Origin of the sequence: Nitrospira moscoviensis (assembly GCF_001273775.1) — a bacterium.
Classification (GTDB): domain Bacteria; phylum Nitrospirota; class Nitrospiria; order Nitrospirales; family Nitrospiraceae; genus Nitrospira_D; species Nitrospira_D moscoviensis.
This window is the reverse complement of sequence record NZ_CP011801.1, coordinates 3,586,750-3,607,561: the sequence shown is the minus strand read 5'-3', so window position 1 is coordinate 3,607,561 and position 20,812 is coordinate 3,586,750. Positions and strand designations below refer to the sequence as shown.

24 protein-coding genes and 1 tRNA gene are annotated in these 20,812 nt (G+C 60.8%); 7 read left to right on the top strand and 18 right to left on the bottom strand.

Annotated features, from left to right (window positions below):
* Window positions 1–29 precede the first annotated feature (29 nt).
* The 5 genes from fdhF to NITMOv2_RS17520 all read left to right on the top strand — a co-directional run bounded on the left by fdhF (window position 30) and on the right by NITMOv2_RS17520 (window position 6,640).
* Complete coding sequence (gene fdhF / locus NITMOv2_RS17540) at window positions 30–2,780, top strand: formate dehydrogenase subunit alpha (RefSeq protein ID WP_053381096.1); 2,751 nt, start codon at window positions 30–32, stop codon at window positions 2,778–2,780.
* Between the two features lie 29 nt (window positions 2,781–2,809).
* On the top strand, window positions 2,810–3,673 hold the full coding sequence (locus tag NITMOv2_RS17535) for a formate/nitrite transporter family protein (RefSeq protein ID WP_053382144.1): 864 nt from the start codon (window positions 2,810–2,812) through the stop codon (window positions 3,671–3,673).
* Window positions 3,670–4,920 (top strand): diphosphate--fructose-6-phosphate 1-phosphotransferase, encoded by a 1,251-nt coding sequence (gene pfp, locus NITMOv2_RS17530; RefSeq protein ID WP_053381095.1) that lies wholly within the window; start codon window positions 3,670–3,672, stop codon window positions 4,918–4,920. The genes NITMOv2_RS17535 and pfp overlap by 4 nt, the downstream gene beginning before the upstream one ends.
* Window positions 4,921–4,951: 31 nt before the next feature.
* Window positions 4,952–5,809 (top strand): universal stress protein, encoded by an 858-nt coding sequence (locus NITMOv2_RS17525; protein ID WP_053381094.1) that lies wholly within the window; start codon window positions 4,952–4,954, stop codon window positions 5,807–5,809.
* Window positions 5,810–5,977: 168 nt separating this feature from the next.
* Window positions 5,978–6,640: a MarR family winged helix-turn-helix transcriptional regulator gene (locus tag NITMOv2_RS17520; protein WP_053381093.1), complete on the top strand. Its 663-nt coding sequence runs from the start codon at window positions 5,978–5,980 to the stop codon at window positions 6,638–6,640.
* 82 nt (window positions 6,641–6,722) lie between these two features.
* Here the strand turns inward: NITMOv2_RS17520 and NITMOv2_RS17515 are convergent, their stop codons facing one another.
* Window positions 6,723–7,247 (bottom strand): YajG family lipoprotein, encoded by a 525-nt coding sequence (locus tag NITMOv2_RS17515; protein WP_053381092.1) that lies wholly within the window; start codon window positions 7,245–7,247, stop codon window positions 6,723–6,725.
* Between the two features lie 50 nt (window positions 7,248–7,297).
* Window positions 7,298–7,780, bottom strand: a complete 483-nt coding sequence (locus tag NITMOv2_RS17510; RefSeq protein WP_053381091.1) for a hypothetical protein — start codon at window positions 7,778–7,780, stop codon at window positions 7,298–7,300.
* Between the two features lie 73 nt (window positions 7,781–7,853).
* Between NITMOv2_RS17510 and NITMOv2_RS17505 the strand changes: the two genes are divergently transcribed.
* Together NITMOv2_RS17505 and NITMOv2_RS17500 are read left to right on the top strand one after the other, a co-directional pair.
* Window positions 7,854–8,153 (top strand): hypothetical protein, encoded by a 300-nt coding sequence (locus NITMOv2_RS17505; RefSeq protein WP_053381090.1) that lies wholly within the window; start codon window positions 7,854–7,856, stop codon window positions 8,151–8,153.
* Between the two features lie 41 nt (window positions 8,154–8,194).
* Window positions 8,195–8,272: transfer RNA gene (locus NITMOv2_RS17500), tRNA-Glu, on the top strand.
* Here NITMOv2_RS17500 and NITMOv2_RS25170 read toward each other — a convergent pair.
* The 16 genes from NITMOv2_RS25170 to NITMOv2_RS24760 form a co-directional block, all read right to left on the bottom strand.
* Window positions 8,232–9,893, bottom strand: a complete 1,662-nt coding sequence (locus tag NITMOv2_RS25170; RefSeq protein ID WP_420799902.1) for a recombinase family protein — start codon at window positions 9,891–9,893, stop codon at window positions 8,232–8,234. The two genes, NITMOv2_RS17500 and NITMOv2_RS25170, sit on opposite strands and share 41 nt — an antisense overlap.
* 48 nt (window positions 9,894–9,941) lie before the next feature.
* Window positions 9,942–10,547: a hypothetical protein gene (locus NITMOv2_RS17485; RefSeq protein ID WP_053381087.1), complete on the bottom strand. Its 606-nt coding sequence runs from the start codon at window positions 10,545–10,547 to the stop codon at window positions 9,942–9,944.
* A gap of 220 nt (window positions 10,548–10,767) precedes the next feature.
* Window positions 10,768–11,412 carry a hypothetical protein gene (locus tag NITMOv2_RS17480; protein ID WP_053381086.1) on the bottom strand — a complete coding sequence of 215 codons (645 nt, stop codon included), beginning with the start codon at window positions 11,410–11,412 and terminating at the stop codon, window positions 10,768–10,770.
* The gene (locus NITMOv2_RS17475; protein ID WP_053381085.1) at window positions 11,409–11,942 is read right to left on the bottom strand and encodes a hypothetical protein; all 534 of its coding nucleotides are present in this window, start codon (window positions 11,940–11,942) and stop codon (window positions 11,409–11,411) included. The genes NITMOv2_RS17480 and NITMOv2_RS17475 overlap by 4 nt, the downstream gene beginning before the upstream one ends.
* Window positions 11,943–11,951: 9 nt before the next feature.
* On the bottom strand, window positions 11,952–12,476 hold the full coding sequence (locus NITMOv2_RS17470; protein WP_053381084.1) for a hypothetical protein: 525 nt from the start codon (window positions 12,474–12,476) through the stop codon (window positions 11,952–11,954).
* A gap of 104 nt (window positions 12,477–12,580) precedes the next feature.
* Window positions 12,581–12,820, bottom strand: coding sequence for a hypothetical protein (locus tag NITMOv2_RS17465; RefSeq protein WP_053381083.1), 240 nt, complete (start codon window positions 12,818–12,820; stop codon window positions 12,581–12,583).
* 33 nt (window positions 12,821–12,853) lie between these two features.
* Entirely contained in the window at window positions 12,854–13,351 is a 498-nt protein-coding gene (locus tag NITMOv2_RS17460; protein ID WP_053381082.1) for a hypothetical protein, read from the bottom strand.
* A 399-nt stretch (window positions 13,352–13,750) separates the two neighbouring features.
* A complete protein-coding gene (gene dnaB / locus NITMOv2_RS17450) occupies window positions 13,751–15,076 on the bottom strand; it encodes a replicative DNA helicase (RefSeq protein ID WP_053381080.1) in 1,326 nt (441 codons plus the stop codon).
* An 8-nt stretch (window positions 15,077–15,084) separates the two neighbouring features.
* Window positions 15,085–15,984: a helix-turn-helix domain-containing protein gene (locus NITMOv2_RS25165; protein WP_083448158.1), complete on the bottom strand. Its 900-nt coding sequence runs from the start codon at window positions 15,982–15,984 to the stop codon at window positions 15,085–15,087.
* 73 nt (window positions 15,985–16,057) lie between these two features.
* Window positions 16,058–16,291 carry a MerR family DNA-binding transcriptional regulator gene (locus NITMOv2_RS25160; RefSeq protein ID WP_083448157.1) on the bottom strand — a complete coding sequence of 78 codons (234 nt, stop codon included), beginning with the start codon at window positions 16,289–16,291 and terminating at the stop codon, window positions 16,058–16,060.
* Window positions 16,292–16,355: 64 nt separating this feature from the next.
* Entirely contained in the window at window positions 16,356–17,003 is a 648-nt protein-coding gene (locus NITMOv2_RS17440; protein WP_053381078.1) for a hypothetical protein, read from the bottom strand.
* 98 nt (window positions 17,004–17,101) lie between these two features.
* Window positions 17,102–17,518 carry a hypothetical protein gene (locus tag NITMOv2_RS17435; protein WP_053381077.1) on the bottom strand — a complete coding sequence of 139 codons (417 nt, stop codon included), beginning with the start codon at window positions 17,516–17,518 and terminating at the stop codon, window positions 17,102–17,104.
* A gap of 527 nt (window positions 17,519–18,045) precedes the next feature.
* Window positions 18,046–19,845: a tyrosine-type recombinase/integrase gene (locus tag NITMOv2_RS17425; RefSeq protein WP_053381075.1), complete on the bottom strand. Its 1,800-nt coding sequence runs from the start codon at window positions 19,843–19,845 to the stop codon at window positions 18,046–18,048.
* Window positions 19,838–20,113, bottom strand: a complete 276-nt coding sequence (locus NITMOv2_RS24070) for a hypothetical protein (RefSeq protein ID WP_053381074.1) — start codon at window positions 20,111–20,113, stop codon at window positions 19,838–19,840. The genes NITMOv2_RS17425 and NITMOv2_RS24070 overlap by 8 nt, the downstream gene beginning before the upstream one ends.
* 238 nt (window positions 20,114–20,351) lie before the next feature.
* The gene (locus tag NITMOv2_RS17410; RefSeq protein WP_053381072.1) at window positions 20,352–20,624 is read right to left on the bottom strand and encodes a hypothetical protein; all 273 of its coding nucleotides are present in this window, start codon (window positions 20,622–20,624) and stop codon (window positions 20,352–20,354) included.
* A gap of 15 nt (window positions 20,625–20,639) precedes the next feature.
* Window positions 20,640–20,774: a hypothetical protein gene (locus NITMOv2_RS24760; protein ID WP_274519479.1), complete on the bottom strand. Its 135-nt coding sequence runs from the start codon at window positions 20,772–20,774 to the stop codon at window positions 20,640–20,642.
* Window positions 20,775–20,812 lie beyond the last annotated feature (38 nt).

Here is a 20,812-nt window from a genome sequence, read left to right as displayed (position 1 = left end):
GGGTGGGGGTGGAAGCTGAGGACTAACGAATGAACCTCACGATCAACGGTCGATCTGTAACCGCGGAGCACGGCGACACCATTTATACGGCCGCGGCTAGAGCCGGCATCCGGATTCCAAGCCTCTGTGCGTCCGTCCATCTCTCACCCTATGGATCCTGCCGCCTTTGTGTCGCCGAAATCGACGGCATGAAGGGGCTCCATGCCACCTGCTCGATGCCGGTCCGTGACGGAATGGACGTCAGGACGGAGAGCGAGCAACTGGCCAGGCACCGGCGGAACCTCATCGAGCTTTATCTCTCCGAGCGCCCGCAAGGGCAGTCGCTCCAAGAGGTGGCCGATCTGGCGCAGCAGTATGGTGTCACAGGTGTCCGCTACCCGGCCGGGGCGCAGCGCGAACCGGTCCGTGATGAGTCGAGCCCCTTCTTCCTGTTCGACAACCAACGGTGCATCTCTTGCGCGCGTTGCGTGCGGGCCTGTGATGAGATTCAACCGGCCTTCGCCATCTCGATGGTCAGAGCCGGATTCGCCATCCGACCGGCCTGGGGCGGCGACGGCATCCAGGGGATCGCCGGCCATGGCGGCATCGCCGCGTCGACCTGCGTCTCCTGCGGCGCCTGTGTAAAGGAATGTCCGACCGGCGCCTTGACCGAAAAGACGGTGCTGCGTCACGGCCCGCCGACGAGCCACGTGCGGACGACGTGCGGTTATTGCGGCGTCGGCTGTTCGTTCGACGCAGGCCTGCGGGACGGGCGAGTCGTCTCGATGGTGCCCTCCGACGATGGACCGTCGAATCACGGTCACGCCTGCCTCAAGGGCCGGTTCGGCTGGACCTACAACGATGCGGAGGACCGCGTGCGGCGGCCGCTCCTGCGCGACGGGACCGGCTGGAAAGCCGTCGGCTGGGAGCAGGCGCTCGATTTGGTGGCGCGGTCGTTCAGCCGGATCAAGGATCAAGCCGGCCCGGATGCAGCGGCGGTCATTTCGTCCAGTCGGGGGACGAACGAGGAAAATTATCTCTTCGGCAAATTCATCCGCTGCGTCATGGGCACGAACCATATCGACAACTGCGCGCGGGTCTGCCACAGTGCGACGGTGACCGGTATGATGGAGACGCTCGGCGCCTCCGCCGCGACCAATTCGATCCGCGATCTCGACGCGGCCAAGCTGATCATGGTCGTCGGGGCCAATCCGACGGAATCTCATCCGGTCCTGGGCGCCAAACTGCTTCAACTGGCCCGGCGCGGCCTGCCGCTGATCGTGATCGATCCGCGCCGCACCGAAGTCGCGCGCGCCGCGACGATCCATCTGCAACTGAAGCCGGGGACGAACGTCGCGCTCTTAAACGGACTGGGCCATGTGATCGCCGCCGAAGGGTTGCTGAACCGCTCCTTCATCGAGCAGCGAACGGAAGGGATCGACGATTGGCTCGCGACGGTGAAGGACTATCCGCCGGAGGTGGTCGAGCGGTTGACCGGCGTGCCGGCCGAGGACATCCGCCGGGCGGCGCGGATGTATGCGGCCAGCGGCGCGTCCCTGTCCGTGCATGGTCTCGGCGTGACCGAGCATCGGTGGGGGAGCCACGGCGTGATGGCGCTGGTGGACCTGGCGCTTGCGACGGGCAACATTGCGCGGCCGGGCACCGGGATCAATCCGTTGCGCGGGCAGAACAATGTCCAGGGCGCGTCGGATTCCGGCTGCCTGCCGACGCATTTCGTCGGCTACCAACTGCTGGACGATCCGGTCGTCGCCGCGCGCCATCACGCGATCACCGGCCGCCCGCTGCCGCCTCGCCGCGGCATGAAGATTCCCGACATGTGGGATGCCGCGCTCGACGGCCGCTTGAAAGGCCTCTGGATCATCGGCTATGACGTGGCGCAGACCGATCCCAATCTGAAGAAAGTCCGGGAGGCTCTGTCGCGGCTGGAGTTCCTGGTCGTGCAGGATCTCTTCGTCAGCCAGACGGCGAAGTTCGCGCATCTCCTGCTGCCCGGCGCGTCGTTCCTGGAGAAGGACGGCACCTTTACGAATTTGGAGCGGCGCATCCAGCGGATCAGAAAAGCCGTGGAGCCGCCGGATGGAATTCTTCCGGACTGGCAGGTGGTCTGTGAAGTCTCCACCAGGATGGGCTATCCGATGCGCTACAACCACCCTTCGGAAATAATGGATGAGATGGCGTCCCTCAGTCCGATGTTGGCCGGCGTCTCGTACGAGCGTTTAGATCGGCCTCAGGCGTTGCAATGGCCGGTGCCCGACAAGCAGCATCCCGGCACCTGGCTGATGCATGGCGAGACATTCGCGCGGGGGAAGGGAAGGTTCGTGGGGGTGGAGTATCTCCCGCCGGGCGAGCAGCCGAGCGAGGACTATCCCTTCGTGCTGGTCACCGGGCGGCTGCTGGAGCATTACAACTGCGGTGCCCAGACGCGGCGGACGGAGATCATCGAATTAGTGGACAGTGACGTGCTGGAGATGCATCCGGACGATGCGGCCCGGCTGGGCTTCACGGCCGGCCAACTGGTCCGGCTCGTGAGCGCGCGCAGCACGGCCGTGCTGCCCGTCGCGCCGAGCGACCGGGTCCGCCGGGGCGAGCTCTTCACCAGCTTTCATTTTCCCGGCACGGATCTCAACAGCCTGCTCTCGTCGAGCGCGGACGAAAGCTCGAAGTGCCCGGAGTACAAAGTCTCCACCGTGCGGGTCGAGCCGGTTGAGCGCGACGAGCTCGATCCGGAAGACGAAACCGAGCGGCGGCACATCCACAGCAGGGTCGGGGTTCGCCCGTGAAACAGACGGCGTTCAGTTCCGACGAACGTGTGGCGGCTTCCCCTCAACTTGCCGTTTCTCCCGTCCCGCTCTTCGACGCCTACGCCCCGGCTGAAGTGGCCAAGCGCGTCCGGGACATCGGCGTCGCCAAAGCGGCGGCGTCCGTCCCCACGATGCTGGCGTTGGCCGTGCTGGCCGGGGCGTTCATCGCGCTCGGCGCGCTGTTCTTCACGGTGACGATCACGGCCGGGTCCGCGCAATCCCCTCACTTTGGATTGATTCGTCTGGCCGGCGGCGTCACGTTCAGTCTGGGGCTCATCCTCGTCGTCGTGGGCGGCGCGGAGCTCTTTACCGGCAACAATCTGCTCGCCATGGCCTGGGCGTCCGGCCGCGTGACCACCGTCCATGTGCTCCGCAACTGGGGATGGGTCTATGCGGGGAATCTCCTCGGCGCGGTCGGGACGGCGGTGCTGGTCTGGCTGGCCGGCATTCAGACGTTGAGCGACGGCGCGGTGGGCGAGACGATGGTGCGCATCGCGCGCGCGAAAGTTTCGCTCGACCCGATCACGGCGCTGGCGCGCGGCATCTTATGCAACGCACTCGTCTGCCTCGCCGTCTGGCTCTGCATGGCCGCCCGCAGCGTAGCCGACAAGATCCTGGCGATCCTGTTCCCGATCAGCGCCTTCGTCGCCTGCGGATTTGAACATTCCGTCGCCAACCTGTATTTTCTCCCGATGGGGCTGTTGCTCACCGCGTCCGGTGCGGCGCCGATGTCCTTCGCCGGCGCGGCGGCCAATCTGGCGCTGGTGACGGTCGGCAATATTCTGGGAGGGACCCTGCTCGTGGCATTGGTCTATTGGTCGGTGTATTTGAGGCAGGACCGCGCGGCAAAGCCGGAGCCGGGGGGCTCATGAACCACCCACGTCCGACCGTCGGCATTCTCGTGGGCGGCGGACCCGCTCCCGGCATCAACAGCGTGATCAGCGCCGTCACGATCCGCTGTATCCTGGGCGGCTCCGACGTTCTCGGCATCATCGATGGCTTCAAATGGCTCATGGAAGGCGGCATCGGCCAGGCGCGGCCGCTTTCCATCGAGGAAGTGAGCCGGATTCACTTCCGGGGCGGATCGTATCTGGGCACCTCGCGCGCCAACCCGACGAAAAAAGCCGAGCATCTGGACACGGTCTTGTCGGCATTGGCGCGGCTGGGCGTCACGCGGCTGGTCACGATCGGCGGCGACGATACCGCGTTCTCGGCGCTCAAGCTGGAAGAGCGGGCCGCCGGCCGCCTGCAGGTGGTGCACGTGCCGAAAACGATCGACAACGACCTGGATCTGCCCTACGGCATTCCGACGTTCGGGTTTCAGACCGCCCGCCATGTCGGCGTGGAGATCGTGAAGAATCTCATGGTGGACGCCCATACGACGTCGCGCTGGTATCTCGCCGTGACGATGGGCCGCAAGGCGGGCCACTTGGCGCTGGGCATTGGCAAGGCGGTGGGCGCCACGCTGACGGTCATCCCGGAGGAGTTCCCGGCCCGCCCCGTGAAGCTGCGGCGCCTCGTCGATGTCCTCCTCGGCACCGTGATCAAGCGGCTCAACGCCGGGCGCGCGGACGGCGTCATCGTGCTCGCCGAAGGATTGATCGAAATCCTGGACCCGCACGATTTGGGCGGACTCGAGCATGTGGAGCGCGACGAACATGGCCATCTGCGTTTGGCCGAGGTGGATGTGGGGGACGTCTTGCGAAGGGAACTGACGAAGCAACTCAAGGCCTGGGGCCTGCCCACCACCATCATGGCGAAGAACGTGGGGTACGAGCTCCGCTGCGCCGACCCGATTCCCTACGACATCGAATATACGCGCGATCTCGGCTATTGCGCCGCCCAGTTGGTGCTCGACGGCGGCACGGCGGCGATGGTCTCGATTCAGAACGGGCGCTTTACGCCCATTCCCTTTTCCCGGATGGTGGACCCGGCGACGGGGCGGGCCAAGGTCCGGATGGTGGACACGAAGTCGGAGTCGTATCGGATCGCCAGACAATATATGATCCGGTTGTCCTCGGAAGACTTGAGCAATCCCGTCGAACTGGGCCGCTGCGCCGCGCTGGTCGGGTTGTCACCGGAGCAATTCCGCGACCGTTTCGCAGGCACGGCGGATTGATGCGCGCGTTTCCGGTGAAAGGACAGGTGAGATGAAAGTCTTAGCCGCAACCGATGGCTCCAAACACGGCCGGTGGGCGATCGAATGGCTGGCGCAGCTGCCGTTCCTCGTGCAGCCGACGGTGCGCGTGCTGCATGTCGTGGACGTGGCGGGTCTCCGGGCGCCGTTCATGGTCCAGCCGGTCATCGTCGGCACCGAACGCTATCTTCAAGCGGAAGTGAAGCGGATGGAAACGGCGGCGAAGGCCACCAAAAAGCAATCGGAGGATGTGTTGGCGGCGCTGGGCTTGGGCGGAACCGTGACCGTCGAGCGCGGCGCCGTGGCGGCCACGATCGTCCGGCACGCCAGGCGCGGCGTGGGGCTGCTCGCCATCGGGTCGCGCGGGTTGGATGCGCTGGATCGGTTCATGCTGGGCAGCACGTCCAATCACGCCATTCATCACGCACCCTGCTCGGTGCTCGTCGTGAAGGAGGCACCCAAGCCGGTGCGTCAAATCGTACTCGCCATCGATGGCTCGCCGGCGTCCGACAAGGCCGTGCGGTTTCTCGTCCGGACCATCAATCCGACTCCCGGCGGCCCCGACCGGGAACCCCTCATGGTCACGGTGGTGCATGTGTTGCCGTACTTGAAATATCCCGAGCTGCGCGAAGCCGGCCGCGCGGTCGCGCAACGGGTCGTGGACAAGGTGGCGAAAGCGGGGTTCCAAGTGGTGGAAGCGGTGCGACTCGGCAAACCGGCGGACGAGATCCTGACCGTCGCGAAGCAGCACAAGGCGGACTTGATTGTGACGGGCGCCAAAGGGCTGGGAGCCATCGGGCGGGTGCTCCTCGGGAGCGTGTCGACACGTGTCGTGCAGCATGCCGACTGTTCCGTGCTGGTCGTGCGCTGACCCGTCGATGTCACAATGGGTACAAACGGCCCCGACCATCCCGCCGGAGACAAAATAAGCGGATTTATTTCCGTTCAGCGCACGGCGCAGGCTTGACGATGAGGATACGAACCCAATAGACTACCGCACGTCATTTTCAACACCGGACTTCTCACCAAGGACTGCACCATGAAATCTTCGCTGAAAATAGAACAGAACGGACTTCCCGATCGTCTTGTGACCGGCCTGTCGAAAATCGGCTTGGCGATGAAGAGCCGGCCCTGGAGACGGCAGGGGCGGCAGGGCGTGGGGCCGCTGCAAGTCCAAGTGCTGGCCTTTTTGTGCGGCCGGTCGACCCAGTCCGCCACCGTGTCGACGATCGCGCGGGAACTGTCCGTCAAGCTGCCGACGGCGTCGGAGGTGATCAGGACGCTGGAGCAGAAGCGGCTGGTGCGCCGGCGCCGGACGGAAGTCGACAACCGTGTCGTCACCGTGCATTTGACCGCGAAGGGCGCCAAGGCGGGCCGGGTCGTGAGCGGCTGGCCGGAAATCTTGTCCGCGGCGGCGCAGCAGCTCTCGGCCGAGGAGCAAGTGTCGCTGCTGACGGTTTTGGTCAAGCTGATCCGCTCCCTGCAACTGCAGGGAGAGATTCCGGTGGCCCGCATGTGCGTGTCGTGCGAGCATTTCCGGCCCCATGCCCATCCGGACGCCGAGCAGCCGCATCATTGCCAATTCCTCGACGCGCCCTTCGGCGCGCCGGCTCTCCGCATCGATTGCCCGGATTATGTGCCCGCTCCCCCCTCTCAGGCGCAGGAGGCTTGGACCCGGTTCAAAGAAGCCCGCTCGGCCTGAGCAGGCGGTTGAAAAAGTCCGCCCGCTGCGTCTCACGGGGGACACTGCCGTCGCACCATCTCGGCGGCGTGATCCGAGATCCCTATTTGGAACGGGGGCCGGCTGCGTAGAGAGCGTGGTCGGCCTCAATCTGTCCGAACGCGTCGTCGAGCGCCTGCTGCAGCGCCGCTTGGATGGGATCCCGGTCCGAGGCGGTGACCCACCGGACAGAGGAGCCTTCCGCTTCGTGCTCGGCGCGATAGGTTTTGATCGGCGTCGCGCCGTCCCTCATCTCTATCTCTAACCGCACCCGGTAACGATAGCGCTGCCGGGACCTCATCGACAGGTTCGTGACAATCGACATCGCAAGATCGGCCGGCGCCGCCGAGACCGAGGCGAAGGTCTCCCGTCGCTCGACGTATCGGAGGAGCGCCTCGCTGAGATCTCGGTGGGGCCATTTCAACAAGGTAATACCGGGCATGTGATCCGCCCCTTCCAGGGAGAGGGGGCCGACGACCAGTTGGACGGCGCGTGGAATTCGCGTGGCGGCGGGGGTGGCCGGAAGCGGATCGACCTGGATGGTGTGCGCGCAACCGGCGAGCCAGGTGCAGAGGAGGACGGTTCCCAAAAGACGGGGGGCCCACGGCAGAGGGCCGGATGGCAGGAAGCCCGGCGCGCTCACGGCGAAGGCGGGCTGTGCCCGGCCGGCGAGAGAATCTCCAAATCTTTGAGGGCCCGCGCCGCCTGTTCCCGATAGTTCCGCTCGGTCGGATTCGTGTACGTGTCGATGACCCGCTGGTAGCTGGCGCGGGCGCGCGCCGGCTGCTTCTTGATCGCGAAGTATTGCCCCAGCGCGATCCAATTCTGCGCCGCGGTTTCTCTGGCCGTCTTCAGCAGCGCAAATTCCCGTTCGGCCTGCGTGGTGCCCTGTTGGCGGGCGCGCGTGCGAACCGTGTCGGCCATCTGATCCGCCATGGCTTCGATCTGCTCATTCTCGTGGACGGCCGCCTCGATGCGATTGGCTTTCAAATGCGAATAGAAGGCCTCGACATGGTCTTTCATGAGGTCCGCCCGCTCCTGATACGTATCGTGCGCGCATGCGGCGGCCAGGATCACCATTCCCCACAGCAAAAGAAATGCCGGGCAGCCTCGCCCTCGCATGAGCGTCGTCCTTTCGAGGCAAAGGGGGGTCGAATCAAGCACTCACTGTACCACAGCTCTCGATGAAGGGGATATGGGGTCGTTCACCTTGATCGACTACAATCGTGCGTCCGAGGCACTGACGAAGGGCCGGATCAAAGAGCGGGTGGGGCGGGAGTTCGAGGAGATGTTCCCCCACCATCCGGGCGGCCACCTTTCAAAAACCCGTCCGATTGGAGGAGCTGCGATCGACCCTTGCACGATGGCTAGGACCTTCGGTGCCACAAGCGGGCTCGTCTTCTTCCTGTCTCGCCTGCCGATGAGCCGTGCGCGGCTCGCCATTCTCGGACGATCCCGCCATTCACGGCGCTGCTCTAGTGACATCGGTCTGTGAGATATGATACAAGAGCACGGTCACTCTACGCCCATCTTCATGTCCCCATCGTCTAGCCTGGCCTAGGACGCCGGCCTTTCAAGCCGGCAACACGGGTTCGAATCCCGTTGGGGACACCACTTTCTTTGCACGATCAGGAAGTAACCGGCCGATCGAAGCCGTCCCGTGGAAATCGTACCGGGATCCCTCAGCATCGATGGTGGGGGTGAAGGGGAGGCGGGCGCCGTCGAACAGCTTGCGCAGGATCTGGCGGCTCGGGCCGACCTGGCGCGTCAAGATCGTCTTCCATGAGGCCTCAAAATGGGCCTGTAGCTCTTTCTCGAGCTCGTCATAATCTGCCTCAGAATGCTGATAGCTGTTCACTTCGGCCAGTTCCCTCACGAGGCCGTCCTTCCGTTCATTGGCAGCCTTCAGAGCCTCTACAAGGGCTGGGATATCACCGCCGGCCGAGATGGCCGACACTAGCCGCTTATTTTCTGCATCGACCGCGGAGATTCGCTTAAGGAGCGCGTCCCGGCGATCCTTCCAGCCCTGCTCGGCGGTGCGGAACTTCTGGAGCGCCTTTCTGACCACCGTCTTTGTGACCTCCGGATGCAGCACATTTCGCTCCAGAGCGGCCAAAACCTGTTCATTGGCCTGATCCATAGGGGTCAACAGATTATTCGTGCAGGCGCTCTTCCCTCGAAGATGGTAGGTCATGCAGCCGTAGAAGAGGGCCCGGCCGCCCTTCCGCGAGCTGCTCCGCACATAGAGGCTTCCCCCGCACTGGCCGCACTTCGCCAGGCCGGTCAGCAGATACTTGGATTCTAGATTGCTGGCCGGCCGCCCCCAGAGCTCCCCTTTGGTCCCCCGAAGATAGACAGCACGGGTACCGGCTAAGCGATCGTGTGCGGCTTTCCAGTCAGCCTCAGAGATGATCTGAAGCTGCGGCATGGAGATCTTGAGCCAGTCCGTTTCTGGCCGCTTACGCTGCTGCTGCATACCCCACGGATTGCGCTTCTTCGTTTTGTTCCAAATCACTTCCCCGAGATAGAGCCGCCTGAAGAGCAGGCTTCGCACCGACGAGGGACTCCACGAAACGGTTCGGCCCTGGCTGTTGCGCGGAGCGGGCAGACCTTCGTCGTTCAGCTGGCGCGCGATGGAGACCATCCCTTTGCCGTCTGCACACAGACGGAAGACCCGGCGCACGACGGCCGCCTGCTCATCATTGATTCGGCGTTCGACATGATCCCGTTTCGGCCGGCCATACGCATCAAGTGTAGAGGAAGCAATCTCGACGTTGTCATAGCCGTAGACGCGGCCGCCGGTGACATGGCCGAGCAAAGCCTTTCGCTTCATCGCGTCAAACGTCCGCTGCTGGGCCCGGTACCGTTCGCCCTCATCCATTAAGCCGGTGAAGGCCAATCGCATCTTGTCCATGAGACCGTCGACCAGCACCTCCCGGTCATCCAAGTAGGCGAAGATCCGGACGCCGGCGAGCGACAGTTGCTTCAGGACGTGCGCCGTCTCAATCGACTCTCGGCCGAGCCGCGATTCATCCATCACGATGAGATACCGGAACGGAGGACGATGGCGGAGCGTCTCCTTAAGCCGCTGGAAACCCGGCCGACGCTCGAACTCGGCGCCGCTGATACCGTCATCTTCGAAGATATGATGGGGTTGGACGGTCCAGCCATGGCGGCCGGCATACTCGATCGCGCGCGCCTTTTGTCGTTCGACGGAACGAGCATCCTCGCTCATGCCAGTCTGTGCCGTGGATTTTCTGACGTAGATTGCGGCGTTCATAGGTTAGACAAAGGCTTTGGCGTCGAGCAAATCAGGGTTTCCGATTATTTCTGCGAAGTGCCTTTTTGAGATTATCGATTCTCTGGCGAACCGCTCCACCAAATGCGCAAGATCGCTGTCCTGCTTAAGCATTCTGGGATACTGCTGTGCAAACCAGGCGAAGAACAAAAGAAACACTTTGTATCTCATGTTGCCGGTCAGCTTGATGTACATACCGATGCCATCCAGAATCCAAAACGGTGTAGCATCCTGGTAGAAATCAAGAACGCCATCCGGATCCCTATCGGCGTGCTTAAGGAAATTATGCGGTCTGTTCATGTGGTCGTAATATTCCTTGGCATGGGTCTGGGCAATGTAATCGTTATCCTTGATGAATGACCCAGTTTGATTATTCTTCGCAAGTAGATTCCGAAGGACCTCGTGAGCGGCAGCCGCTAGTGAATGCACTGCGAGCATGTCGCCCTCTTCGAAGAAAAGACGAATAGCCGCCTTTAACAATCGCTCGGCCCCTTCGAGCTTGGTTATCTTTTCCGGTTCCGGGCGCTTGTATTCGTCCTCGTCCAAAATGATTCCCTCCGGAGTGCAGACGTCTGCAGAGTGGAGAATCACTTATGCTCCTTAGGGGCCGGCGTCAATAGCGCGGGACGGTTTGTTCCTTGAGGGGAATTAACCGTAGCCCGTCGATGTTCTTGAAAATCCTTATAAAGCGCCTCAGCCAATAGATCAGTAATGTGCTCAAAAAGTTCGGGGGACCAGGGCAGCGCGCCGGCTGTTGGTCTAGATACTGGACATTTCGAGGTAGCGGACATTTCTCTCTTGCTCTAGATCGCTACGCTTCCCAGTGCTGAAGGATCTTCGCACCTGAACAGCCGACCTCTTCGCTCGGACCGATTGCGACTTCACGTAACGTTCCTGGCATATTTTGATCAGGATCAAAATCGGCAAGCACCGCGCAGGAATGCGTTAGAATCCCTCGCTCAATACCGCGCCACGCCGCATCGGCTAAAGGTGATTCGTATAGAACAGCCTTGAATATGAGGCACTGCCCCACGGTCGTTTCCGGGATCCGAATTCCGAGCGCGAGCCAATCTTCACGCCTCTCTGATGGTATGAGGGCTTCTGGCTGAGTGAACCCGATGATGAATCCGGTATGGCTGAGAGTCAGGGCATAGTAATCAGGCGGGTATTGCACAAGAATCTTTGACGGATCGTATGTACGTTGCCCGGGCGTGCGGAGCGGCGATTCATCGGCGAGAATAAAACGGAGATGCCGGCGGCTGAGCCCTTTAGGATGAGCCGCCCACTCCCAATCCTCTTGAAATCGCGGCAACGACAATTGGTCCATCCATAGGAAGGGGGTATAGCCCTGAGGTTTTTGGACTTTTAGTAAAGAGACGTCCGCTCGCCCTTCCATCTGTACGCTGCCATCCGCGCCATGTGTGAATTGAATGGTGCTCTTGCTAGGAAGCTTCATGCGGCCACCGTGGTGTCACGAGAAGTATTGCAGGGCATATAGAGCTGCGCTCGAGCCGGCCGGCGGGGAAGTGTCGGCGGAATGAGACCATTGACGGCCAGCGACGCCCCAATGGCGAAAACCGACCCGCCAATCTGCGCTCCCAAGGCTCCGGCTTGAAAAGCAGGCCCCAATAGAGAGGCAACTCCGCCCTGCGTAATTGCGACTGCTATGACCATGACAGCAATCAATGCCACGGTTCTCATCACATCCTTTCCCTCCGCCTGTCCGCCGGTGGGTATCACGCGGATCGTCAACAGTTCCCCAGCGGCCGGCTTCGCTCGCTCCCATTCTGCAGTAGGAATCATCCGATCATCGATGAAGACGCGAGCGAAGACCCGGTCCGGATCTATCCCGATGGCCGCCATATGATCGGCCACGGTTCCGCCGGCCGGCCGGCGCATATCAACGCGATCCACGGAGAACGGACGAGGACACGCTACAAGACGCACTTGTTTAGGACGCACCACCAGTTCGCGGCTCTCATCCATTGCTCCTCCCTAAATCGCAGCCTCTGCAGACGTCTGCAGGGTGCCATTGCTACGGTCAGTGATTCCGGCATCACAGGCCAGCGCTTCCAAGGCTTGCCGAATTTCCTTGTCCAGGAGCTCGTACACTCTGCGCTGATCGCTTTCGGCCGCCAGGATCCCGGCCAGGCGCGAGGGGATATTCATGAGTGCATCTCGCACGAGCCGACCAACACGAAAGGCCTCCTTTTCGACCGCGTCCCGCTCCACCAGTTCACCCCGGCGCCGGCCGAGCTCGATCTCAGCCAGTGCCGCCTTGGCCTGCCGTTCGCGTGTTTGCGCCTCTCCAAGAGAACCCACTGGGGCTGAGCCATCCCCCGCGCTGCCATTGCCCGGGCCCGCCGTGGTCCAGGCAGCCCGCCGGCGATCGGCCTCGTCGAAATCGAAATAGGCAGACGTAACGATGCCGCACTTTTTGAGCTGATAGTCCGCCTGGCGGACGGTAATTCCCCGTGATTTCGCATACCGCGTCAGATATCCTGGTCTTCTATTACCCAACTATTACTACTCACGTTGATTCAGACCCTGGCACTAGCTCGAAACTGCGGCTTCGCCCACCCGCATGTCTCCTATGCCAGGAAGGACCCGCTAGCCCTTCCCCTCTAGCCGCAGAGGGCTTCGCTCCGACGGCGCAGCTTTCTCCAGTATGCAAGGAAAGAATCGATGCTCCTGAAATCGAGCTGCAATGGTTGCGATAGCTCGTATGCGCTTCGAGCTAGCTCTTCGGTCTCCACCATTGCGAGCTGGGCATCCGACCACTCGGCTTGCTTCAGGAGCTCTTGCGCCTCGATTCGCCCCACCGCTAGGTTAATTGCCCTTCGCCTTTCGTCTTTGGTCTTCATCGTTACCTCCTGTGGACCTTGTTGGCTGAATGCCTATAGACACCTGAAGGATCGCGTATCATCTGCGCGGCGAAAGCCGACGATGCAGCGGCCGCCTTCACGGCGATACAGCAGCTCTCCGACAAGAGCCGCGTCCTTCGAGGAAGTGGTAAAGACCACCCGCTCACCCTCACGCCGGGCGTAGACTCTGCTGCCCACGTGGTAGCCCCCCTCGACGGTCACATCATCGAGCGCCCCGCGCACGATCAGATCAGCGCAATATGCGCCAGCGCCGTTCTGCACCACACCGAGGATGATTCCTGCGAATGGAATGATGGCGCCCGGATCCAACGGGATAACTAATCCGTTTCGAATGGAGACCACATCACCCGCCACAAAATCGGGATGTCCAAATGAGTGCAGGTCCAGCTCGATTGTTTGGCGTTCTTGTTTCTCCGAACCGTTGTAGCTTCGCCGTACCACTCGGGTAACTGGGGCGTTGCGCCGCTCAACATCAACTCCGGAAACAATTGGACCTGCTTGCATGGACATGTGAGCCTCCTCGTTAGGGGTTTATGGGTTGAACATGAACTGCCAGAGTTAGGGCAGGGGACAGGCGAGGATCACCACCTGTCCCGCTGCCGGCATGGGCTCGCGGGTTGCACAGGGAGCTGATTAACGTGCGCGAGGCCATGCCTCTTTCAGCTGTGCACCACTGGAGCAGGGCAGTAGTGCACAGCACGCCCGCCCCCGCGGTTGTGTCACGGAGTTGGGCTCTATCGATGCGAGATGGGCTCATACCGTTTTCCTTCCGGTACCTCTGGCCCCAGAGATGCCGCGTGAACCTGAAGCACACGGCCGGCGACCAGGGCTTGCTCCGGGGTCAGCACGATCTGATAGCTGCCGCCTTTGGCCGGCTCACCACTCACGATCACGACGTTGAGAGATCGATCAACCGTTATGCGCATCGACTGGCCCTTCAAAATCCTCAAAGCGAGCGAAGCGATCGACAAACCGAAGGCGACAGTCCCCTATGGGACCATTGCGATGCTTGCGGACCAAGATTTCCGCCACGCCTTTCTCTTCGGTGTCGTGAAAATACACCTCGTGCCGGTACAGGAAGAGAACCACGTCAGCGTCCTGCTCGATGGCACCCGAGTCCCGAAGATCGGCCAGGACCGGCCGCTTGTCTTCTCGACGGTCACAGTCGCGTGATAACTGCGAGAGCGCAATCACCGGCACGTTCAGCTCTTTGGCTAACAGCTTGAGTCGGCGTGACGCATCGGCAATGCCCTGCTGTCGTGTTTCGGCGCCCGCAAATTCCAGGAGCTGCAGATAATCGACGATGAGCAGATCGAGGCCCGCCTTCAGCTTCAGACTTCTGGCCTTTGCCATAATCTGCTCGACGGTGAGGACTGAGGAGTCATCGACCCAGAGCGAGACCCCTTCAAGGGACTGCGCCGTATGTGCGAGGCACCACCAGCCATCTTCTTTGACATGACCAGTCCTCAGCGCATGGACGTTCAGCGGAGTCTCCATGCCCAGCAGGCGAAGTCCCAGTTGGCAGGCTGACATTTCCAGTGAAATGAGGCCGACACGGGCGCCCGCCTTGGCAGCTCTCACGGCACTGCCGAGTGCGAAAGTGGTTTTACCCATGCTCGGACGGCCGGCGATAATGACCAGGTCCGAGGGATGCCAGCCGCTCAGTAGGCGGTCCACGGTTGAATACCCCGTGGAGACGGCCTTCACGGCGCGATCGCCCTTCGCTTGTGCATCGACATACTGCAACGTTTCGACAGTGATGTTCGAAATATGGCGCCAGGTTCCGCCATCCCGGCCATAGACGAGCTGGCCTAGTTCGCGCATACAGTCGCCCAGCAGTTCAGCGATCGCATCCTTGCGGTACGCTCTTGGGAGTGCTTCGCTCAATACGCCGATCGTCTTCCGGCGCAGCGCATGATCCCGAACAATGCGACAGTGCTCCGTAATGCTTGCAGCAGAGACAACACTCATGAGAGGCTCGGCCACGGCCGCACGACCGCCGACTATCTGAAGCTGGCCCTTTTCTTCCAGCCGATTACCGACCGTCAGTAGATCGATGGCAACGCTCGACGCAGCAAGCTCCACCATGGCCTCGAAAATGAGGCGATGCCGGGCATTGTAAAAATCACTCGCCGTGATGATCTCTTGTGCTTGCGAGAGAGCGGAGGAGTCGAGGAGGATCGCGCCTAAGATCGCCTGCTCCGCTTCTGCATCGTGCGGCTGAATCTGGGGCATTGAAGAAATCATAGTGCGGCAGCCACCTCCGCAGGCTGGCGAACCAGGTGCGCCTCACACCGCGGCTCGGTCCCCCGGCTTTCCGGGGTGGCCGGCCGGCCACACGGCCGCAGGAAGGGATCGCCGTCACGGTGGATGCGCTTGGTGCAGACCAAAGCATTTCGACGGGCGGGTTGTTCCGGCACCAGCCACTCTCGCCAAGGTTGGTCCCCATGACCATTCTGCAAGAACCGGTGGAAATCTTTAATACCGATGCCCTTACCTACAAACTCAGATCTGGCAAAGTTCTGAACAGCGGAAGGGAGAAGCGCACGCTCTTCAGGGCTAAGTTGTAAGTACTTTCTGAGGGCCTCCGGTTTACCGACACGCTTACCATTGCGAGCAGGGTAAGATATCCAGAGACGCTCAAATTCACATTGAAGAGCCTCATCAATTTGCGAGTGCATTCTTTGCTTCCGTCTCCCGTTTCTATGTTTAACTGACTGTTCCTCTGATTGTTCTACTGATTGTTCGGGTGCAGCTGGTGCATCCCCCACGTGCATGCCGTGCACCCTCGGGGGTGCAGCTGGTGCATCCCCCCCGTGCATGCCGTGCACCCTCGGGGGTGCAGCTGGTGCATCCCCCCCGTGCATGCCGTGCACCCTCGGGGGTGCAGCTGGTGCATCCATGGCAAGCTTGTAAAGATTGGAGAACTGGCGGCCATTCTCGTACCGCGGGCTGACTGCAATGAGGTTCTTCTCCATCAACATTCTCAGAGCCATTTGGACCGCCCGCCTGCTCCACCCGGTGCGACGTTCAAGATCCTCGATGCCAGGCCAGCAAAGGCCTTCTTCATTGGCCCGATTTGCTAAAGCGACAAGAACACTCTTCGGGCAGGGTCTCAGGTCAATGGCGAAGGCCCAAGCCATAGCCTCGACGCTCACTTCGCCCCCTTAATGGCACAGCAACAAGTGCAGACCTGAACCAACGCCCATAGCTGGCCTACTTCTGTCGGGCGCGCCAACGTGTTTTTCCTGCTCGAGTGCGCTGAAACTGTTCAATCGTTGCCCGCTCGAATAGCCGCACACCTGTCTCTGTTCGGATGGCTGGCAATACACCACATCGCTCCAGTTGTCTGACGCGATCGGGACTCATGCCAAGCGCCCTTGACGCTTCGCCGGTAGTTAGAATCTTGGGAGATGAATCGGAATGGGGAGACGAAGGTGAAAGCTCCATACCATCCTCCTATTTTCCAGGAGGCTGGTATAGCGAAGTAAAACAGAAGCGACTATGGGAAGGATTAACTTATTTTTTCCACACGGTTCCTCTTCTTAACGTGTCGCACCCGATCGATTACATTTTGCCTTGAAATAGGCGGCTGCGCGCGCATTGGAACCTGTCTGCCAGATGCGACATGCTTCAAGGCAGCCAACAACCATTCTTCCAATTCTTCCTCGTCTACATTGGAGCCTGCTAGACGAAAGAAAGTTACCGCCGCCCGACATTCCTCCATCCAGTGATTGATTTCATGAGGCGACCATTTATCAATACGTTTCAGCTCCTCGGTAAGATCAAGGCCGCTGCGGTTAACGTACCAATCGAGCCAATTCAGCGCGTCCAACTCAACCTTCTCGGCGATTTCTGAATAGCTCATGCCGTTCTTATGCCTCGCGAGGAGTTGCGAGATGTATCCTTGGTCTTTATCGCGGCCCTGGCATTCGACCAAGAATTCTTGCCATTCATGTATCTTAGGCCAGATATCTTTGAGGTGCTCCAGCCTCGTTTGATCATTGATCTCGAGCAACATCCGGACTCGCTTGTTATGATCCTGCCGAAAGACAATGCAGATACCTGGTCCTAGCCATACGATAGGCTCAGCGATCTGGCTGTTCGGATTGCACGCAAGATCACGGATGTGAGCTGCGTCAGGATGGTCCTGGGCTCTCATGTCCCCTCCTCGTGGGGTCCTCGCGTGGGGAAGGAAGGGCGCGGCCGCGAGGACGGCCGCATCACGCCGGGGATCAGCCGGCGCTTAGCCCTTCCGGTTTAGTTAGACCTCAGGGGATACAGCGTGAGCAAGTCAGCCAATAGTTCATTCGCTTCATTCCAGACATCCCATGCCCGAAGATTTAATGATTGCATAAAGCGCCGCTCTTCTTTAGCCAGTTCCGCGAGAGCATCGGTTTGCAGCGCTTCCGCCGCAGTTGGTGCAGCGGAAAGAACGTCCTGTTGGAAAGCGTTCGCTAGGGATGTGACAGTTTGATGGAAGGCACTGAGATCGGCATCCGCCCAATCTTCTGGTATTGTCCCGGCCAACCTTTCGGCGCGCTTAATGACACGGGCCGCCAGCTCAGCCGCCTCCTGATCGTCTGGCGTGGAGTCAGCCTTCGCAGCCCGCTCCTCGAACTGCTTGGCGACCCGATAGCATCCACTGCGCAATTCGTTAGTGTTCAACTCGTTCACCGCTGCTGGCTGCAGACGTCTGCACCTGCCATTTTATCCCGCGTCAGAGCATCGGAGAGACTAAAGAGATACGCCGGAAAGCGCAACGGCCGTTCAATGGTCCGCTCAAACGGCTCGCAGGCCTCCACGCTCACCTGCCGGCGAGCACCTCGTCATCACCACGGAACAAGGAATGCACTCGGAACCACTGTTCGCTTTAACCGCAACGCCGCCTCCGCTTCCGTTTTCGAATCATACATAAAGCCAAGTGGCTCCCAATCGCCATTTGGCGCCGCGTCGCAGATCTCGTACAGGACTTGGCTTGACCGATTCATGGATGGCCTCCATGCGCCAGTGGTTTACGACGGCTCACTGCTCGGAGAGCAGTCTCGTAACACCGAGTCTCGACATACTTGCGCAGATACTCGCCCGAATACTTCTTCCGCCACCAATCCAAGCTCTGCAACGCTTCTACCTTCGACTCAATGCCGCTGTCGAGGTGTTCCGGGAATCCGGTACCATCGTCATCGATCACTAACACGCATGTGTCACCCTCCTTCGATAGACATTGCTGTTGAGGCCTCGGCCAGCGACGGCACCGATGCCAGCTGGCTAAATCGATCCGCCTGATCCTGCAGTGCCCGGCCCACGGCACCGATATTGAGCCGTGCATAGACCGAGGTTTGATGCAGACTTCGATGGTTCAACACGTTTTGAATCGTCGGCAGATTCTCTCCGGAGATGGCCATATAGCTGGCACAGCTCCGCCGTAAATCGTGCAACGTGACATCGTTCATATTCCAGCGGGCCCGGATCGCGGCCCAGGTCTTGTCTGCGCTCGTGGTGGACCAGTGGCGCCCATTGGCGCCGGGAAACACCCATTCCGACTCCCGAGGCAGCAACGATAATGCATCAGCCACCTGGACCGGGATCTGGACCAGCTGGCTTGTTCCATTCTTCGTGCGGGACTTTCGCCACAGGCGGTGCTCGAGATCGATCTCGCTCCATCGCATCCCAAGGGCCTCGCCGCGGCGGGATCCCGTCATCAGGAGGACCGACAGGAATGCTCGAGGCTTGATCGGCAGATAGGGCAGGCCAACCATAAATCGTCGGACCTCCTCGGCCGTAAGAAAGCGCTCGCGGGCATATTGACGAAAACGGATCAATCCCGTGACGGGGTTTGGACAGGTGAGCAGCTCCATCCGGATAGCCCAGTTATACAATCCGCGAAGGAAGGTCGCGGCTTTGTTGGCCGCCGCCGGCCGGGATTCGAGACCCAAATACCAGAGCCGTATTTCTTTCCTCGTAATCTCTGCCGGCAAGCGATCGCACCACGGCCGCCAAAACTGCCGATACATTCGCTGGAACTGCTGTTGGCTGGGCCGGCCCTTCAGGTGGTGAGCGGCGTACAGGTGGCACACTTCCCGGAAGCTGAGCGGCGCGCGTACGATGTCGCGGCCGATCAGCTGGAGCAACTCTTCCGGACTGAGCGAAGCGAAAACCAGTTCGGCCCGTCGGCGTGGCGGCTTATTAAGATATTTCTGGCCCGGTTGCCAGGCGCGATAGTAATAAGCCTGGCGCCGTTCGCGTTGGCGCATCAGCAACGTGATTTCATCGACGGACAGACCTTGTTTCGCCAGCCGTACGCCACACGTCGTTCGCAGATCCTTCCAGGCACACCACGGGATTCCGGCAACCTGCACGGCCGTATGCCAGCGCCCTGTATAGAAGGCATGCACGTTGGCCGGCCGAGTGGGATTCCGGAGATCCGGAAAGACCCACAGCGAGGCAGGATGAGCCGTTCGGAGCTCGTGCAACAGATCGATGGCAGCCGGCGAAAGACTGAGCGATGCCACGGCGCCGGCAGAGGGATCCGGGATCAGGACCGTCCCCGCCTTCACATCCACGTCTCGCCAACGCAAGGAAAACTGCTCGGCCTGTTTAAGTCCGGTGGCGATCGCGAATCGGACCCATAGTCCATAGGGAGGCCCGAGCGCTGCGCACAGTGCATCCTCTTCGGACTCTGTCAGCACGCGGAGGTCGGGGGCGACTTCTTTTTGAAACGAGAGGGCTTCACTTGGATCCGCCGGCAGAAGGTGTTGCGCGAGGCCCCATTTGCAGACACGGCGAATGAACCGAAGATAAAAATTCCCCGTCGATCCGCTCCGGCCGCGTTTTGCGAGTGTTTGCAGGTTGCGACGAATCAGCTCGGCAGTCAGTTTCTGCGCGGGAAGATCGCCCAGTTGATCGATCCACCAGCGCCCATGCCGCTGCGCCTCTCGATGAGTCGTACTGCCAGAGGCCAGATACCTCTCGACGATTTGTCGGACCGTGATTACTTCACTCATCGGCGAAGCCCTCCTCATCCAACCGCGGATCCAGACCAAGTGGAAACAGCCGGAAGACGAGCCGGAGACTTTGAGCGGCCCGTGCCTCATTCCGCAAATCGCTGATTCCACGCCAGAGCTGCTCAGCCACCGTAGTCCTTTGCAGGTCAGCCAACAGGCGCAAGCCTTTTTGGTCATTGTCCGGTAAGCATCGATACAGCTTCTCCATGAGAACCTCGAAGGTCAATTCTTCGCCGTTGTGGCTCTCGTTTGGCAGCGTTTCAGCCATGCAGCAGCCTCCCTTCCTTCATCCGACGAAACGTCCGAGCTCGGGCCGGTCCCTCATGGTCATGCGGATCCGGGACAACAAGGCCTCGGTTCACGAGGTATTCATATTCGATCTGACCTAAGAGCGTACGGCCAGACCGATCGGCCCGGGTCTTTAGATAAGCCAAGAGATCCGGCTCCAGGTTCTCTGCAAGAAATTCATCGTCGTAGCGATGATCGAGAAATGCATCCGCCATGGGTCACCTGCTGCTCTGTACACGGGGATCAAGGCCTAGAGGTGACTCGATCCGGCGGACGAAGGCTTTGAATTCACTCTGCAAGGCGGGATCCGTATTCAGTCGCTCGGTGAACGCCAACAGGGAATCGTGCACAATGTCCCACCAGGTGGAGTCATCCTCATCGGCACGCCGGAGGATGGCGGCCCTCAAGGCCGGCGGGCATTCGTGTTCCCACCAGCGCACAATGACCTCCTCCGGTGTCAACTCCATGCGATCGTTGCCGTAAGCGAACATGCGCCCTCCTTCGGCCTAGGCGGCCCTCTGCTTTTTGAAATGCTCTTCGAGTAGATGCCGGATCAGCCCGGCGGCCGTGACCCCACGCTTTCGCTCCGCGTCGAGCTTTGCCTTGAGATGCTTGGGGACTTTGACAATGAGGCTGGTCATTTCCATCCGAGTCACCCCCTTTCTGAACCGATGTATAT